Source organism: Cellulosimicrobium sp. GQ32 (assembly GCF_059758455.1).
Genome location: NZ_JCAXEP010000007.1, coordinates 167228 through 183803, shown reverse-complemented (window position 1 = coordinate 183803; position 16576 = coordinate 167228). Strand labels below are relative to the sequence as shown.

Annotated in this window: 13 protein-coding genes; 3 read left to right on the top strand and 10 right to left on the bottom strand. The window is 74.7% G+C overall.

The annotated features are described in order from the left end of the window. Positions 1 to 7 precede the first annotated feature (7 nt). From murD to mraZ, 8 genes are all read right to left on the bottom strand, one after another. On the bottom strand, positions 8 to 1456 hold the full coding sequence (gene murD / locus AC6CH9_RS13420) for a UDP-N-acetylmuramoyl-L-alanine--D-glutamate ligase (protein ID WP_498155326.1): 1449 nt from the start codon (positions 1454 to 1456) through the stop codon (positions 8 to 10). Further along, positions 1456 to 2538 carry a phospho-N-acetylmuramoyl-pentapeptide-transferase gene (gene mraY, locus AC6CH9_RS13415; protein ID WP_047234006.1) on the bottom strand — a complete coding sequence of 361 codons (1083 nt, stop codon included), beginning with the start codon at positions 2536 to 2538 and terminating at the stop codon, positions 1456 to 1458. The genes murD and mraY overlap by 1 nt, the downstream gene beginning before the upstream one ends. Beyond that, a complete protein-coding gene (locus AC6CH9_RS13410; protein WP_498155325.1) occupies positions 2535 to 3983 on the bottom strand; it encodes a UDP-N-acetylmuramoyl-tripeptide--D-alanyl-D-alanine ligase in 1449 nt (482 codons plus the stop codon). The genes mraY and AC6CH9_RS13410 overlap by 4 nt, the downstream gene beginning before the upstream one ends. Then, positions 3980 to 5644: a UDP-N-acetylmuramoyl-L-alanyl-D-glutamate--2,6-diaminopimelate ligase gene (locus tag AC6CH9_RS13405; protein WP_498155324.1), complete on the bottom strand. Its 1665-nt coding sequence runs from the start codon at positions 5642 to 5644 to the stop codon at positions 3980 to 3982. Before AC6CH9_RS13405 ends, AC6CH9_RS13410 begins: the two co-directional genes overlap by 4 nt. Positions 5645 to 5768: 124 nt before the next feature. Continuing rightward, a complete protein-coding gene (locus tag AC6CH9_RS13400) occupies positions 5769 to 7478 on the bottom strand; it encodes a peptidoglycan D,D-transpeptidase FtsI family protein (protein WP_498155323.1) in 1710 nt (569 codons plus the stop codon). Positions 7479 to 7819: 341 nt separating this feature from the next. After that, positions 7820 to 8269 (bottom strand): cell division protein FtsL, encoded by a 450-nt coding sequence (gene ftsL / locus AC6CH9_RS13395; RefSeq protein WP_498155322.1) that lies wholly within the window; start codon positions 8267 to 8269, stop codon positions 7820 to 7822. Beyond that, positions 8266 to 9300: a 16S rRNA (cytosine(1402)-N(4))-methyltransferase RsmH gene (gene rsmH / locus AC6CH9_RS13390; RefSeq protein ID WP_498155321.1), complete on the bottom strand. Its 1035-nt coding sequence runs from the start codon at positions 9298 to 9300 to the stop codon at positions 8266 to 8268. Before rsmH ends, ftsL begins: the two co-directional genes overlap by 4 nt. Before the next feature lie 171 nt (positions 9301 to 9471). Beyond that, positions 9472 to 9906: a division/cell wall cluster transcriptional repressor MraZ gene (mraZ, locus tag AC6CH9_RS13385; RefSeq protein ID WP_031316739.1), complete on the bottom strand. Its 435-nt coding sequence runs from the start codon at positions 9904 to 9906 to the stop codon at positions 9472 to 9474. Positions 9907 to 10278: 372 nt separating this feature from the next. On the opposite strand from mraZ, the gene AC6CH9_RS13380 reads away from it, so the two are divergent. The 3 genes from AC6CH9_RS13380 to AC6CH9_RS13370 are packed head-to-tail and all read left to right on the top strand — an operon-like array spanning position 10279 to position 14937. Further along, positions 10279 to 11298 (top strand): AAA family ATPase, encoded by a 1020-nt coding sequence (locus AC6CH9_RS13380; protein WP_498155320.1) that lies wholly within the window; start codon positions 10279 to 10281, stop codon positions 11296 to 11298. 1 nt (position 11299) lies between these two features. Continuing rightward, the gene (locus tag AC6CH9_RS13375) at positions 11300 to 12640 is read left to right on the top strand and encodes a DUF58 domain-containing protein (RefSeq protein ID WP_498155319.1); all 1341 of its coding nucleotides are present in this window, start codon (positions 11300 to 11302) and stop codon (positions 12638 to 12640) included. Further along, positions 12637 to 14937 (top strand): transglutaminase TgpA family protein, encoded by a 2301-nt coding sequence (locus tag AC6CH9_RS13370; protein ID WP_498155318.1) that lies wholly within the window; start codon positions 12637 to 12639, stop codon positions 14935 to 14937. The genes AC6CH9_RS13375 and AC6CH9_RS13370 overlap by 4 nt, the downstream gene beginning before the upstream one ends. Here the strand turns inward: AC6CH9_RS13370 and AC6CH9_RS13365 are convergent. Both AC6CH9_RS13365 and AC6CH9_RS13360 read right to left on the bottom strand, forming a co-directional pair. Beyond that, on the bottom strand, positions 14885 to 15280 hold the full coding sequence (locus tag AC6CH9_RS13365; RefSeq protein WP_498155317.1) for an SCO2097 family morphological protein: 396 nt from the start codon (positions 15278 to 15280) through the stop codon (positions 14885 to 14887). The two genes, AC6CH9_RS13370 and AC6CH9_RS13365, sit on opposite strands and share 53 nt — an antisense overlap. 36 nt (positions 15281 to 15316) lie before the next feature. Next, positions 15317 to 16573: a DNA polymerase IV gene (locus AC6CH9_RS13360; RefSeq protein ID WP_498155316.1), complete on the bottom strand. Its 1257-nt coding sequence runs from the start codon at positions 16571 to 16573 to the stop codon at positions 15317 to 15319. Positions 16574 to 16576: the final 3 nt, after the last annotated feature.

Genomic DNA, 16576 nt, shown 5'->3' with positions numbered 1-16576 from the left:
GACCGGCCTACCCGTGGTCGGGGCGCAGCGCGCGCGCCGCGTCGGCGAACGCGTCGCCGCGCGCGGCGTACGAGCGGAACTGGTCCATCGACGCACCGGCCGGGGCGAGCAGCACCGTGTCGCCGGCCTGCGCGAGGCGGCGGGCGGAGTCGACGGCGCGGGGCATCACGGTCCCAGTGTCGCCAGGATCGACCCGGACCACCGGGATATCGGGCGCGTGTCGGGCGAGCGCGCCCGCGAACGGCTCCGCGTCGACGCCGATGAGCACCACGGCGCGCAGCCGGTCGGCGCGCGCGGTGACGAGCTCGTCGAACGAGGCGCCCTTGGCGAGACCGCCCGCGACCCACACGACCGTGCCGGGCGCGAACGACGCGAGCGACGCGGACGCGGCGTGCGCGTTCGTCGCCTTGGAGTCGTCGACGTAGGCCACACCGTCGACCGACGCGACCTGCTCGATGCGGTGCGAGCCCGTCCGGAAGGCGCGCAGCCCGTCGCGCACGGCCACGGCGGGCACGCCGTGCGCCCGGGCCAGGGCGGCCGCGGCGAGGGCGTTGGACACCACGTGCGCGGGCACGACGCCGTCGGCACCGGCCAGGTGGGCGAGGTCGCCGAGCGTCGCGAGCTCGGCGGCGTGGGTGTGCCGGTCGGGAGCGTCCGCGGGCGCGTGGAACGCGCGGTCCACGAGCACGTCCTCGATGACGCCGAGCTGGCCGCGGGCGGGGGCGCCGAGCGTGAAGCCGACGGCGCGCGCGCCCTCGACCACGTCGGCCTCGCGCACGAGCGCCTCCGTGCGCGGGTCCGCGGCGTTGTAGACGCACGCGACCTGGGCGTCCTCGAAGACCCGGCCCTTGTCCGCCGCGTACGCGTCGAGGCCGCCGTGCCAGTCGAGGTGGTCCGGCGCGACGTTGAGCACCGCACCCGCCTCGGGCGACGTCGTGTGCGTGAAGTGGAGCTGGAAGCTCGAGAGCTCGACGGCGAGCACGTCGAGCGTCAGGTCGAGCGCCGCCTGCACGACCGGCGTCCCGACGTTGCCCACCGCCGCGGCGCGCAGGCCCGCGGTCCGCAGGATCGTCTCGAGCATCTCGACGGTCGTGGTCTTGCCGTTCGTCCCGGTCACGGCGAGCCAGGGCGCGGGCCGACCGGACGGGCCGTCGACGCGCAGCCGCCACGCGAGCTCGACCTCGCTCCACACCGGTACGCCCCGCTCACCCGCCGCGACGAGCAGCGGGTGGGACGGCGGCCAGCCGGGCGAGACGACGACGAGGTCGGTCGCCGCGAGGTCGACCTCGTCCGCGTCGCTCAGGTCGGCGTCCGCGGCGCGGTCGTCGAGCGTGACGACGGTGGCGGCACGGGGCGCGAGCGCTGTGGCGGCGGCCCGGCCCGAGACGCCGAGGCCGGCGACGACGACACGCGCCTCCTCGAGCGGGACCGCGAGGTCGTGACGGTCGCGTGCCACTAGCCGACCACCCACTCGGCGTAGAAGATGCCGATGCCGAGCGCGGCGAACAGCCCGGCGATGAGCCAGAAGCGGATGACGATCGTGACCTCGCCCCAGCCGGACAGCTCGAAGTGGTGGTGCAGAGGGGCCATCTTGAACACGCGCCGGCCGGTCATCTTGAAGAAGCCGATCTGGATGACGTCGGAGAGCACGATGATGACGAACAGGCCGCCGATGATGAGCGCGAGGAACTCGGTCCGCGTGAGGATCGACAGGCCGGCGAGAGCGCCACCGAGGGCGAGCGAGCCGGTGTCGCCCATGAAGATCTTCGCCGGGCTCGCGTTCCACCACAGGAAGCCGAAGCACGCGCCGACGATCGCCGCGGCCACGATCGCGAGATCCTGCGGGTCTCGTGTCTCGTAACAGCTCGGGCCCGCCGAGGCGAGCCGCTGGCACGTCTGGTTGAGCTGCCAGATCCCCACGAGGACATACGAGCCGAACACGATGAGCGAGACGCCCGTCGCGAGTCCGTCGAGGCCGTCGGTGAGGTTCACCGCGTTGGACCACGCCGTGATGAGGAAGTTCGCCCAGATCACGAACAGGATCAGACCGACCGTCGCACCCGCGAACGCGAGGTCGAGGTTCGTGTCGCGCAGGAACGAGATGCGCGTGGACGCGGGCGTCCGACCGTGCTCGTTGGGGAACTGGAGCGCGAGCACCGCGAACGCGATGCCGACGGCCCCCTGGCCGATGATCTTGGCGCGCGCCGTGAGCCCGAGGCTGCGCTGCTTGCGGATCTTCGTGAAGTCGTCGAGGAACCCGACGATCCCGAGCCCGGTCATGAGGAACAGCACGAGCAGGGAGGACACGCTCGGGAACCGCCCTGAGACGACGTACGACATCGCCCAGCCGAGCAGCGTCGCCCCGATGATCACGACCCCGCCCATGGTGGGCGTCCCACGCTTGGTGAAGTGCGCCGTCGGGCCGTCCTGGCGGACGAACTGCCCGTAGTTGCGGTGGACGAGGAACCGGATGAACAGCGGCGTCCCGAAGAGGGCGACGAGCAGGGAGACGCCCGCCGCGACGATGATCGCGATCATGCGCGGTCACCTCCGGACGCGTCGCCACCGGCCGCGGCCAGCTCGTCGCCGAGCCGCCACAGCCCGGACCCGTTCGAGGCCTTCACGAGCACGACGTCCCCTTCCCGCAGCTCGTCGCGCAGCAGCGCGGACGCCGCCTCCACGTCGGGGACGAACCGGGTCTCGTCGCCCCACGACCCCTCCTGGGTCGCGCCGTCGTGGATCCCGCCGGCGCCCTCGCCGACCACGACGAGCAGCTTGACGTTCAATCGGACCACGAGCCGGCCGAGGTCGTCGTGAGCGACGCGCGAGTCCTCGCCGAGCTCGAGCATCTCGCCGAGCACGGCGACCGAGCGCCGGTCGCGCCCCGCCATCACGGCGAGCGCCTTGAGCGCCGCCCGCATGGAGTCGGGGTTCGCGTTGTACGAGTCGTCGATCACCGTGATGCCGTCCGGCCGTTCGGTGACCTGCATCCGGTGCGGGCTCAGCGCGCGAGCGTCGGAGAGCCGCGCGGCGACGTCGGGCAGCGCGACACCGAGGCGCAGCGCCGCCGTCGCGGCCGCGAGGGCGTTCGTCACGTGGTGCTCGCCCACGAGGCCGAGGGTCACGCGCGCGCTCGTGCCGCCGCCGTGCGTGGCGTCGCCCGACGCGCCGGGGCGCACGCGCAGCGTGAAGGACGCCCGGCCGGTGCGGTCGATCCCGAGGTCCTCGGCGCGCACGTCGGCGGCGGGGATGGTGCCGAACGTGACGACCTCGCCCGGCGCGCGGTCGGCCATCGCAGCGACCCGGAGGTCGTCGGCGTTGAGCACCGCGACCCCGCCCGGCGCGAGCCCCGTGACGAGCTCGGACTTGGCGCGGGCCACGGCCTCGATCCCGCCGAACTCCCCGAGGTGGGCGCTGCCCACCACGAGCACGACCGAGACGTCGGGGGGTGCGATGCGCGTCAGGTAGGTGAGGTGACCGACGCCGCTCGCACCCATCTCGAGCACCAGGAACCGCGTGGACTCGTCCGCCTCGAGCACCGTGAGCGGGAGCCCGATCTCGTTGTTGAACGAACCGCGCGGCACGACCGTCTCGCCCTCGGGCCGCAGGAGCTGACCCAGCAGGTCCTTGGTCGTCGTCTTGCCGACCGAGCCGGTCACGGCCACCACGCGCAGGTTGCCGCGCTCGCGCAGCGTCGCGAGCACGTGCCGGGCGAGCTCGCCGAGCGCGGTCTGCACGTCGTCGACGACGACGCACGGCACGTCGAGCTCGCGCGCGGCGAGGACGAGCGTCGCGCCCGCCTCGACGGCACCGGCGGCGTAGTCGTGCCCGTCGACGTGCTCGCCGGGCAGCGCGACGAAGAGCGATCCCGGCGCGACCCTGCGCGAGTCGACGACGACGGGCCCCCCGACCCGCACCTCCGGGTCGGCGGACAGCCGTCCGCCGGTCGCTGCGGCCACCTGCGCCGCAGTGAGCTCGATCATGCGTGGTGCTCCTTCAGGTCGGGGGTGTCGTGAGGCGGCGTCGTCGCCGGGCGCTCCTCGAGGGCTGCTCGCGCCTCGACGCGGTCGTCCAGGGCATGGTCGACGCCGGCGATCTCCTGCCACACCTCGTGGCCGCGGCCTGCGACGAGCACCGTGTCTTCGGGGCCGGCGGCAGCGATCGCCTCGCGGATCGCCCGGGCGCGCGGCGCGACCTCGAGCACGACGACGTCGCGCGGCTCGGGAGCGGCGGCAGCCGCCTCGCGCGCGGCGTGCGCGCCCGGCAGCACCTCCGCGCGGATCGCGGCCGGGTCCTCGCCGTGCGGGTCGTCGTCCGTCACGACGACGACGTCGGCCCCCTCGACCGCGACGCCGCCCATCGTGGGCCGCTTGCCGCGGTCGCGGTCGCCCGTGGCGCCGAACACGACGACCAGGCGACCGCCCGTCGTCGGGCGCAGCGCGTCGAGGGCGAGAGCCAGCGCGTCCGGGTTGTGGGCGAAGTCCACGACCACGCGCGGGCGGTGCGGCGGGCGCGAGACGAGCTCCATGCGCCCGGGCACGGCCGGCGCGAGCCCGCCGGCCGCCTCGAGCGCCGCCTCCACGTCGCGCGGGTCGTTCCCCGCCTCGAGCACGAGCGCGAGGGCGAGGGCCGCGTTGGCGACGTTGAACGCACCCGGCAGGACAGTCGTCGTGCGCACGCTCCGGCCGTCGCGGTGCCGCAGCGTGAACGTGGAGCCGCCCGCTGCCGAGGGCTCCACGTCGTGCACGGTCCAGTCGGCGACGGGCTGCTGGTCCGCCGCGCCCCGCGCACCGACGCGCAGCGTCGCGACCGGGATCCGGGCGGCCGCGACCATGCGCTCGCCCCACGCGTCGTCGACGACGACGACACCGCGGCGGGCGTGCTCGGGCGTGAACAGGAGCGCCTTCGCCTCGAAGTACTCCTGGAGGTCACCGTGGAAGTCGAGGTGGTCCTGGCTGAGGTTGGTGAAGCCCACGACGTCGAACACGAGCCCGTCGACGCGGTGCAGCGCGAGCGCGTGCGACGAGACCTCCATCGCGAGGGTGCGCACGGCGTCCTCCCGCATCGCCGCGAGCAGCGCCTGGAGGTCGGCGGCCTCGGGCGTCGTGAGCCGGCTCGGCAGGACGCGGTCGCCCGACCGCATCTCCACCGTGCCGATGAGCCCGCCCTTCCAGCCGAGCGCACGCAGCGCGTGGTCGACCAGGTAGGTGGTGGTGGTCTTGCCGTTCGTGCCGGTCACTCCGAACGTCGTGAGGTCCTGCGCCGGGCTGCCGTAGACCCACGCGGCGACCGGGCCGAGCAGCGCACGCGGGTCCGCGGCGACGAGCACGGGGACCTCGAGGCCCGCCTCGGCCACGAGCACGGCGCCCTGCTCGTCCGTGAGGACGGCGTGCGCCCCGCGCGCGACGGCGGCGGGCGCGAAGCGCGCCCCGTGCGCGCGGGCGCCGGGTAGGGCGACGAAGAGGTCGCCCGCGTCGGCCGCCCGGTCGTCGGACGCGACGGACCACACCTCGACGCCGCCCGGTGCGGGCGAGCCGTCGGGCCCGCCACCTGCGCGGACGTCGAGACCGAACCGTGCTGCCAGGTCCTCGACCGACCGACGGGTGGTCGCGGCAGGACGAAGGCGGTCGATCGGGGATGTCACGTGTAGAACCTACCGTGCCGCGACGGGCACCCTCGCAAGCGGTGGCGCCCCGGACGCCACGCGGGAGCGCGCTTCACCGGACCTTCACCGACGGCGCGCCCCGGCTCCCGCGACCTGGTGAGGTTCACCACGTCGTCGGGAGCGGCACGTACGGCTCCGTGCTCGGCTGCACGCCCTCGTGCTCGAGCGTGAAGCCCATGATCTCGCTGAACACGGGCGCCGCCACGACGCCGCCGTAGATCGACGAGTGGGGGTTCTTGAGGAACACCGACACCGTGTAGCGAGGGTCGTCCGCGGGGGCCACGCCGATGAACGACGCCATGATCCCCGACAACCGGCCGTCGTCCCCGGCGGCCTCCGCGGTCCCGGTCTTGCCCGCGACACGGTAGCCGGGTACCGCCGCGCTGGACCCCGTGCCCTCCTCGACGACGGACTCCATCATGTGCAGCACGGTGTCCGCGGTCGCCTGCGAGACGACACGCACCGGGTCCGGACGATCCGCGGGCACGAGCTCGCCGCGCTCGTCCGTCGTGCCCGCGACGATGCTCGGCGTCGCGCGGACGCCGCCGTTGGCGATCGTCGAGAAGACGCTCGTTGCCTGGATGGCGTTCACCGACACGCTCTGGCCGAAGAGCACGGCGTACTCGGTGCGCCCGTCCCAGGCGTCGGCGGGGTGCAGGATCCCGGCGGACTCACCCGGCAGGCCGAGACCGGACTTCTGCCCGAAACCGAACTTGTGCAGGTAGTCGTAGCGCACCTGCTTCGGGATCTTCTCCCCCACCTGGACCGTGCCGGTGTTCGAGGACTCGGCGAGGATCCCCGCGAGGGTGAGGCGCTGCACCGGGTGGTCGTGCGAGTCCTTGAACGTCTGTCCGTTGGGCGTGGTGTAGCGGTCGGGCACCTCGAACTGCGTGCCCGCGTCCGCGTAGCCGCCCTCGATCGCGGCGGCCATCGTGACCACCTTGCCCGTCGACCCCGGGTCGAAGACGTTCGACACGGCCCGGCTGGGCCGGGCGACGGCGTCGGTCGTGCGGTCGTTCGGGTTCACGGTCCCGGAGTCCGCGAGCGCGAGGACCTCGCCCGTCCGGACGTCCTGCACGACGGCGATCGCGTACTCCGCACCCGTCTCGCTCACCGCGCGGTCCACCGAGTCCTGCGCCTTCCACTGCACGTCGCGCGCGATCGTGAGCTGCACGTTCCGCCCGGGCACGGCGTCCACGACGTCGCACCGGCCGGTCGGGATGACCTGGCCGCCCAGCCCGGCCTCGCACTCGCGCGACCCGGAGACGCCTGCGAGGACGTCGTCGTAGGACGCCTCGACACCGCCGCCCCCCGCCTGCTCCTCGTTGACGAACCCCACGAGGTTGCCCGCGACCGTCCCCGCCGGGTACGTCCGCTCGCTCGTCATGGTGGTGCGCACGTAGGCCGAGAGCTGGAGGTCCGCGATCTGGCGCTGCACCTCGGGCGTGACGTCCTTGGCGAGGACGACGTACCGCGACGTCCCGTTGAGCTGCGCGGCGAGCTCCGGGGAGGACTTCCCGAGGATCGGGGCGAGCAGCTTGGCGACCCCCACGGCGCCGCCTTCCTCGAGCGGCTCGCCGTCGACGAGGTCGGCGCTGCGGGGCTTGAAGTCGGCGATCGTCTTCGGGTCTGCTGCGACCGTGTACCGGTCCACGGACGTCGCGAGCACCACGCCGTCGGCGTCGGTGATGTCGCCGCGGTGGGCCAGCAGGGTCGAGCTGCGCGTGCGGTCGGCGCGCGCGTCGGCAGCGAGCGCCGGCCCGCGCAGCACCTGGACGTTGACGAGCTGGCCCACGAAGACCGCGGTGATCACGCCCGCGACCACGATGAGCCAGCGCTGGCGCCGCTCGGGTCGTCCCGGCTCACGGGTCCCCCGGGCGGGGCGCGCGGGCGGGCGCCCGCCGCTCCTCGGCGCGCGGGGCACCGTCGTCCGAGGCGAGCGGGCGGGTGCGGACGCGGCGCGCGTACCGGTCCCTCGCGCGGTCGCGGCGGCTCGCGTGCCCGAGCCGGCACCCGTTCCGGCGGCCCCACGAGCGGCACCGGAAGCACTGCGACCTCCCGGCGCGGGCCGGGAGGTCGTGGGGGTCGGACGCGACTTCTGCGTGCTCGCGACCGGACGGGACCGGCCGGCTCGTCCTGCTCCGGTCTCTCGCGTCACTGCCCGGCCTCCTCCTGCGCGCCGCCGAGGACGGTGCCGTCGGACAGCCGGACCATCGCGGGGTCCTCCGCGGGCACCATGCCGAGCGAGGCAGCGGTGTCCGGCAGCGAGGTCTCCTGGGCGTCGACCTGCGCCTGCAGGCTCTGCGTGTCCTGGGCCACGCGGCTCACCTCCCGGCGCAGCTCCGACATCTCGTAGGAGTTGCGCGCCATCGTCGTGTTCACCAGGAGAGCACACAGGAGCGCGGCACCGAGGATCGACATGCAGACGACGAGGAACGGGATCTTGGACCGTGCCTGGAGCGGCGCCCGGACGAGCTCGAGACGCGAGCGGAGCGCGCGCTCGGACGCGCCGCCGGGCAGCGCCGTGAGCGACGGGCGCGCAGCGGGCGTCGGGCGCGCCGGGCGCGGGAGCGGGCGGGCGGCGGTCGACCTCTGTGCGCTCATCGTGTCCTCTCCCCCGGGTCGTGCGGTCGGTCGGTCGGTCGGTGCGTCGGGCGGCGGTGCGGCGGCGTGGGCCGGGTGCGCTCGGCGGCGCGGAGCCGCACCGACGCCGAGCGCGGGTTGGACTCACGCTCGGTGGCCGACGCCTCCTCCGCGCCCCGGGTGAGGAGCCGCAGGTACGGCTGGTCCTCCTCGGGCACGACGGGCAGCCCGGGCGGCGCGCTGATCGTCGCCCCCGCAGCGAGCACGCGCTTGACGATCCGGTCCTCGAGCGAGTGGTACGACTCGACGACGAGGCGGCCGCCCACGGCGAGGACGTCCACGGCGGCAGGGACCGCGCGCTCGAGCACCTCGAGCTCGCCGTTCACCTCGATCCGCAGCGCCTGGAAGGTCCGCTTGGCCGGGTTCCCGCCGGTCGTGCGCGTCGCGGCGGGGATCGCGCCGCGCACGACCTCGACCAGCTCGGCGCTGCGCTCCCACGGGCGCTGCTCGCGACGGCGGACGATCGCCCGGGCCACGCGCTGCGCGAACCGCTCCTCGCCGTACTCGCGCAGGATCCGGGTGAGCGCGCGCTCGTCGTAGGTGTTGAGGACGTCGGCGGCGGTCGAGCCGGTCGTCGGGTCCATCCGCATGTCGAGCGGCGCGTCGTGCGCGTAGGAGAACCCGCGGTCGGCCTCGTCGATCTGCAACGAGGACACCCCGAGGTCCATGAGCACGCCCTGGACCGGCCCGCCGACGACGTCGGTCACGACCTCGCCGATCTCGTCGTACACCGCATGGACCGCGCGGAACCGGTCGCCGAACCGCTCGAGACGGCGCGACGCGCGGGCGATGGCCTCGGGGTCGCGGTCGATGCCGACGACGCGCGCCGTCGGGACCTGCTCCAGGACGGCCTCGGTGTGCCCGCCCATGCCGAGCGTGCAGTCGACGAGGACGGCGCCGGGCTCCGCGAGCGCGGGGGCGAGGAGGTCGACGCACCGCTGGAGGAGGACCGGGACGTGCCGCTCGGCGGCGTCGTCGGGGGTGCTCGTCATGTCCGTCCTCCTCTCCGTGCTGGTCGTGGCCGGGTCGTGCCGTCCGGTGCTGCGCCTCGTCCGACCGGTCCCCGTACGGTCAGGTCTCCCTCCGCGTCCTTTCTGGCGCCGGGGAAGTGCGTCAGACCGGGCGGGAGGAGGCCTCACCGTGCGGGAGCCGTGGGTCGCGCTCTAGAAGCGCAGGTCAGGGAACACCTCCTCCGCGGTGTCGGAGTACGCCGACTCCTGCTCCGCGAGATACGTCTCCCAGGCCTGCGCGTCCCAGATCTCGACCCGCGTGCCGGCGCCGATCACGGCGACGTCGCGGTCGAGCCCCGCGTACGCCCGCAAGGGCGCGGGGATCGAGACACGTCCCTGCTTGTCCGGGATCTCGTCGCTCGCCCCCGAGAGGAAGACGCGCAGGTAGTCCCGGGCCTGCTTGCTCGTCACCGGCGCCTGCCGGATCTGGTCGTACATGCGCCGGAACTCGTCCATCGGCAGCAGGAACAGACAGCGCTCCTGCCCCCGCGTCATGACGAGACCCGGTGCGAGCCGCGACCGGAACTTCGCGGGGAGGATGAGCCTCCCCTTGTCGTCCAGACGTGGCGTGAAGGTGCCCAGGAGCAGGCCGGAGGAACCACCGAGCACGTCGTCCATGAAGCCGGACATGCACCTGGCACCTCCCCTCCTGCTCCCTTCTCCTCCACGGTACTCCACTTCCCTCCACCGCTCTCGGTGAATCCACGGGCTTTCACCCGCCTTCGCAGGATCTCCGCAGGTCACGCCGGGTGGAGCTGGGTGGAGGGGAGCACTCCCCATGGCGCGTCGCGACGTCCGTCCGGGGCGAGGCGCGCGTGACGGCCGTACGGCTCGCGGGGCGTCCGGCGGTCGCGCCTGTCCTCGCGCCGGCGCTCGGCGCAGGGCCGGCGGTCCACTAGGCTCTTCCCACCCGCGGTCTCCCTGGTCCGCGGCACTGCGCCACCGACGACGGAGGTCTCCGTGCTCCCCGACATCGCCCCTGTCGCGCCCTCCGGCGAGCCCGGGGGCGACGCCCTCGCCGGCCTCGACGAGCTGGTCGAGACCACGGGCCGGATCCGCTCCGGCATCGAGTCCGTCGTCACGGGCCGTCCGGACCTCGTGACCGTCACCGTCGCCGTCCTCCTCGCCCAGGGCCACCTGCTCATCGAGGACGTCCCCGGCGTCGGCAAGACGACGCTCGCCAAGGCGCTGGCCCGCACGATCGACTGCAAGGTCGGCCGCATCCAGTTCACGCCGGATCTCCTGCCCAGCGACCTCACCGGCGTCAACATCTACCGTGCGGCGAACCACGAGTTCGAGTTCCGTCCAGGACCGGTCTTCTCCAACATCGTCATCGGCGACGAGATCAACCGCGCATCCCCCAAGACGCAGTCGGCGCTCCTCGAGTGCATGGAGGAGGGCCAGACCACGGTCGACGGGACGACCCACCCGCTGCCGAGCCCCTTCCTCGTCGTCGCGACGCAGAACCCCGTGGAGATGGAGGGCACCTACCCGCTCCCGGAGGCGCAGCGCGACCGCTTCATGGCACGCCTGACCGTCGGCTACCCGGACGTCGACGCCGAGCTCCGGATGCTCGACCGGCAGGAGTCGGACAACCCGCTGGCCCACCTCCGCCCCGTGACCACCGGCGCGGCCGTCCTGCGGTTCGCCGAGGTCGCGCGCGCCGTCTACGCGTCGACCGCCGTCAAGCGGTACGTGCTCGCCCTCGTCACCGCGACGCGCGAGCACCCCGGCCTGCGGCTCGGGGCGTCGCCCCGGACGACGCTCCAGCTCCTGCGTGCGGCGAAGTCCCTCGCGGCGATGGCGGGGCGCGACCATGTGCTGCCCGACGACGTGCAGTACCTCGCCGTCCCCGTCCTCGCGCACCGGCTCGTCATCACGACCGAGGCCCGGCTCTCGGGCCAGGACGCCGAGGCCGTCGTCGCATCGATCGTGGCGCAGACGCCGATCCCCGCCCTGGACGCGACCGAGCGTCGCTGACGTGCGCGCCCCGTCGTTCCTCGCACGGCTCCGCGGCAGGGGCAGGAGCCTCGCCAGCGCGCGCCTGACCCGCCGCGGCACGGCCGTGCTCGGCGCCGGCGTCGCGCTCGCCGTCCTGGGCGTGACGCTCGGGCTGCCCGACCTCGTCGGGCTCGGAGTCGCCGGGGCGCTCGCCGTCGGCGCCGCCTGGTGCTGGATGGCCGTCCGCCGGATCGACCGCGGCCGTGGCGCCCTGCACGTGACGCGCCGCGTCCAGCCGAACCCCGCCGTGCGCGGGCAGTTCACGACGGCACGCCTCACGGTCGCGGCCGCGCGGGCGACGTCGTCCACCGCCACGACGCTCGCCCGCCTGCGGATCAGCGAGCAGGCGGCGCACGAGCTGTGCGACCAGGGCTCCCTGCGGGCACAGGTCGCGACGGTGGGCGACCACATCGCGGTCCGCTACCGCCTGCGCCCGCTCCGCCGCGGCCGGTGGCCGCTCGGCCCGCTCCTCACGACACGGGTCGACCTCTTCGGCCTGGTCAGCGCGACCCAGGAGCTCGGCGACCCCACCGCCGTCGCGGTGTGGCCGCGCACGGTCGAGCTGCCCGTCCGCGGTTCGCGGGCGTTCGGCGAGCACGAGCGCTCCGCGTCGGGTGCTCGGCTCGCGTCGAGCGACGACTCGGTGCTGCGCGACTACGTCGCCGGCGACGACCCGCGGCGCGTGCACTGGGCCAGCGCGGCCCGGCACGGACAGCTCATGGTCCGCGCGGACGAGAGCGCGGGCCTGCCGCCCGTCAGCGTCCTCCTGGACCGCGGTCTTCTGCCCCACCCGGAGCTCGCCGCCTCGAGCCCGCGCGCCCTCGCCGACGGCGAGTGGGCGGTCGAGTGCGCGGCGTCGATCGGCGTGTCGCTCCTCCAGGCAGGTCACCCCGTCCGGCTCGTCCCGACGTCGCTCGCGCCGGTCGTGTCAGGCACCGGCTTCCGCGTCAACCGCTCGGGCGAGGGGCCCGCCGACCTCTTGGACGCCACCGTCGACCTCCACGGGCACCACGTGGTCGCGGACGCCGACCGCTCCGTCGTCGCAACCTCCGAGGCGCTGCGGCGGGACCGGCGCCCGGGCGAGATCACCGTCGCGGTGCTCGGCCCGCTCGGCTCCGTCGCCCGGCACACGGTCGCGGCCATGGCCGGGGACGGCCTGCACCGCGCGCTCGTCGTGAGCGCCCGGCCCTGGGCGCCCGAGCACGCCGACGCGGTCGAGACAGTGGCCGCCCTGCGGTCCACCGGGTGGCACGCGGCGCTCGTCGACCCGTCGGCGTCCCTGGAGCACGCCTGGACCCTGCTCGTGGAGGGCTCGCGATGACCACGTCCCGACCGGACCCCTCGACCGCCGTCGCCTTCCGCGTGCTCGCGACGAGCGGGCTCGTCGCCGTCGCCGTCGTCGCGTCGACGTACGCGCTCGGGAGCGTCATCGGGCCGGGTGGCTGGACCGGCACCGCCGTGCGCACCGTCGCGGTCCTGGCGCTCGTGACCGGGATCTCGCGCTACGCCCTCGAGCGGGGCCACGCCGCACGGGGCGAGGTCCTCGCCCCGCCGGCAGCGCTGCTCCCCTCGCTCGCGGGTCTCGTCGTCGGCCTCTGGGCCCTGCTCGGGCTCTACGGGGGCCCGACCGACCGCTTCTCGCTCCTCATCGGCCTCTCCAACGTCGACCGGGTCCTGTCCCGGCTCTCCACCGCGCGGGACCTCACGCTCGCGGAGGTCGCCCCGATCGACCCGAGCCTGCCGATCGCGCTCATGGCGGTCGGGGGCGCGGTCGTCGTCTTCCTCGTCGCCGACCTCATGGCGGGCGGGCTGCGCCTGAGCGCCGGGGTCGCGCTGCCGCTCCTCGCTCTGTGGGTCCCGGGGCTCGTCATCATGGGCGAGATCCCGCCCCTGGCGTTCGTCGTGACCGTGGTCGCGCTCGTCCTGCTCCTCGCGGTCGACAACCCGCACCGCACCGTGCGGCGCGGCGCGTCCGCGCGCCGCGCGGAGGACCGTGCGGCCGGCGGCCTGCGGGCCGCCGGCGCGCTCGTCGTGGCGGTCGCCGTCGCGGTCGTCGCCCTGGGTCTCGGTTCGGCGAGCGCCTCGCTCCCCGAGGTCGCGTCCGCGTCGTGGTCACGCCTGTTCTCCTCGACCGGGCAGACGGTGCGGCTCTCCGACGACCTCGACATGCGGCGCGACCTCGCGGAGCGCTCGGGCGAGGTGGTGCTGCGCTACCGGACCGACGCGGGCGAGGTCGGCCCGCTCCGCGTGTTCACCCTCACGGGCTTCGACGGGACGAACTGGCGGCGCGGCGCGGACCGCGACGGCACCCCGATCGAGGGCGCGGACCAGGTGCTGTGGCCCACCGACCCGGCCGGGCTCGAGGAGCCCGCGTCGGTGCGCGTCACGCTCGAGTCGCTGCGGGACACCAGGCTCCCCGTCCCGACCGAGCCCCGCGCGGTGGACATCGACGGCGACTGGTCGTACGACGACGTCCGCGACGAGGTGCTCGGGGACCGGCCCACGGGCGCGGGCACCGCGTACGAGCTCGCGGTCTTCCCCCGCCCGCTGGACGCGGCGACGCTGCGCGGGGCGACCGGCGCGGACCCGGACGACCCCAACTATCTCGACGTGCCCGCGACGGAGCACGAGCAGGACATCCGCGACCTGGCCACCGCCGTGGTCGACGGAGCGCCGACGCGCTACGACCAGGCGCTCGCCCTGCAGACCTACTTCCGTGACGTCTCGCAGTTCACCTACTCGACCGAGGTGCCGCCGGGCGACTCCGGCGACGCCGTCTGGGACTTCCTCCAGGACCGGACGGGATACTGCGTCCAGTTCGCGACCTCGATGACGATGATGGCGCGGACCCTCGGCATCCCGGCACGGCTCGGCGTCGGCTTCCTGCCGGGCGAACGCGTCGACGACGCAAGCTTCCAGGTCACCGGTCGTGACTCCCACGCCTGGCCGGAGCTCTGGTTCCCGGGGCAGGGCTGGGTGCGGTTCGAGCCGACCCCGGCCCAGCAGACGGGCCCCACCCCGCGGTGGGCGACGCCCGTGGCCGTGACGCCGGGGGGCCCGGGAGACCCGGGCAACGTGCCGACGCCGGGCGCGACGACCGCGGCGCCGTCCGCGCCCGCGAGCCCCGTGCCCACCACGCCCGGCACGGGCGGGACGACCGGCGGCTCTCAGGACGACGGGGCACCCTGGCCGCTCGTCGTGGGAGTCGCGCTCCTCGTCGCGATCGCCGTCGGCGGGGCGCTGTGGCTCGCGCTCCGTCGCCGGTCCGAGACGCAGAGCCTGCGGGACGCCGAGGACGCGTGGGCGGAGCTCACCGACCGGCTCGGGGCGCTCGAGGTCCGGTGGCCGACGTCGACGACACCCCGGCGCGTTCCCGCGGCGGTCGTCGCGGCGCTGCAGGCCCGTCGCGGGCAGCACCCGCGCGACGAGGACGTCGCCGAGGCCGTTGCCGGGCTGGCGTCGGCCCTCGAGGCCGAGCGCTACGCCCCGGAGCCGCGGACGGTCACCCGCCCCGACCGGCTCCAGGAGCTCGTCGACGCGGCGGTCGACACCGTCGAGGAGTCGCTCAGCGACCGTCCTGCTCGCGCCGACGGTCCCAGCGCTCTTCCAGTCGGCTGAGGAGCGGCTTGCGGGAAGGCTTGCTCGGCGCGGCCGGGCGGACGGTGCCGTCCGCCTCGACGGTCCCCACCGGTCCCTTGCGCGACGAGCGCGGAGACTGGAAGACCAGGACGACGCCCCCGAACATGAGGACGAAGCCGATCACCCCGAGCCAGGTCTGCGAGAGCGCAGCACCCAGCACGAGGAGGAGGAGACCGCCGACGACGCCGACTCCGGCCAGGACGTAACGCAGCGCCGAACGTCGCCGTGGCGCCTGGAGCGTGTTGGCCAACCGCGGATCGTCCGAGGTGAGCGCGCGCTCCATCTGCTCCAATACCCGCTGCTCGTACTCAGACAGAGGCATGAGCACCCCGTTTCTCCACGTGGTCGTGTGTCACCCTCAGGATAGATCGACATCCGCGGGGGTGGTAGTCGAGCGGGCCCTCGCCGGCCCCATGGCGATGGATCTCACCCCGAACCGCCCTCGGACCGCGTCGACCGCCTCCTCCACCCGACGCCGGACCGCGCCCGCCTCCTCGACGGCTTCCTCGAGCGTGGGCTGCACGACGGCCTCCGCACGCGGTTCGAGACCCTCGGCACGGACGCCCACGAGCCGGACGGCGAGGCCGCGCAGGTCGACGCTCGCGACGAGCTCGCGCGCCACGAGGTAGATCTCGCGCGCGACGTCCGTCGGGGCGCCGAGGGTCCGCGCTCGGGTCACGGTGCGGAAGTCGCTCGTCCGGACCTTCACGCTCACGGTGCGCGCGACGAGACCCTGGTGACGCAACCGGCCGGCGCACCGGTCCGCGAGCTCCAGCACGCGCGCCTGGACCGCCGTGAGGTCGCGCAGGTCGTGCGCGAACGTCGTCTCGGCACCGATGCTCCGCTCCGACCGCTCCGGCTCGACCGGCCGGGGGTCGCGCCCCCACGCGAGGTCGTGCAGGTGCGCTCCCGCGACCTTGCCGACCGCCGTCTGGAGCGACGCCACGTCCGTGTCGGCGAGCTCGGCGACCGTGCGGATGCCCCACTGCGCGAGCACGCTCTCGGTCCGCTCCCCCACGCCCCACAGCGCGCCGACGGGCAGCGTGCGCAGGAACGGGACGGTGGCGGCCGCCGGCACGAGGAGCACGCCGTCGGGCTTGGCATGCGTCGAGGCCAGCTTGGCGACGAACTTGTTCGTCGCGATCCCGACCGAGCAGGTGATGCCGTGCTCGGCCCGCACGCGACGCCGGAGCTCGGCCGCGATCCGCGTCGGGGGCCCGAGGCGCCGCCGCGCCCCGCTCACGTCGAGGAAGGCCTCGTCGACGCTCACCTGCTCCACGAGCGCGGTGATCTCGCCGATCGCCGCCATGACCGCGCGGGAGACCTCGTAGTAGCGCGTGTGGTCCGGCGGGACGACGATCGCCTGCGGGCACAACCGGCGCGCGGTCACCATCGGCATCGCCGAGTGGACGCCGAACGCCCGCGCCTCGTACGTCGCCGCGAGGACGACGCCTCGTTCCGCGCCGCCGACGATGACCGGTCGTCCCACGAGCTGAGGCCGCCGGGCGAGCTCGACGGACGCGAAGAACGCGTCCATGTCGACGTGGAGGATGGAGCACCCGTCCTCGTCGTCGCCCCAGTCGCGGCGGACGACCGCGCGCGGCCCCCGGCTCATCGC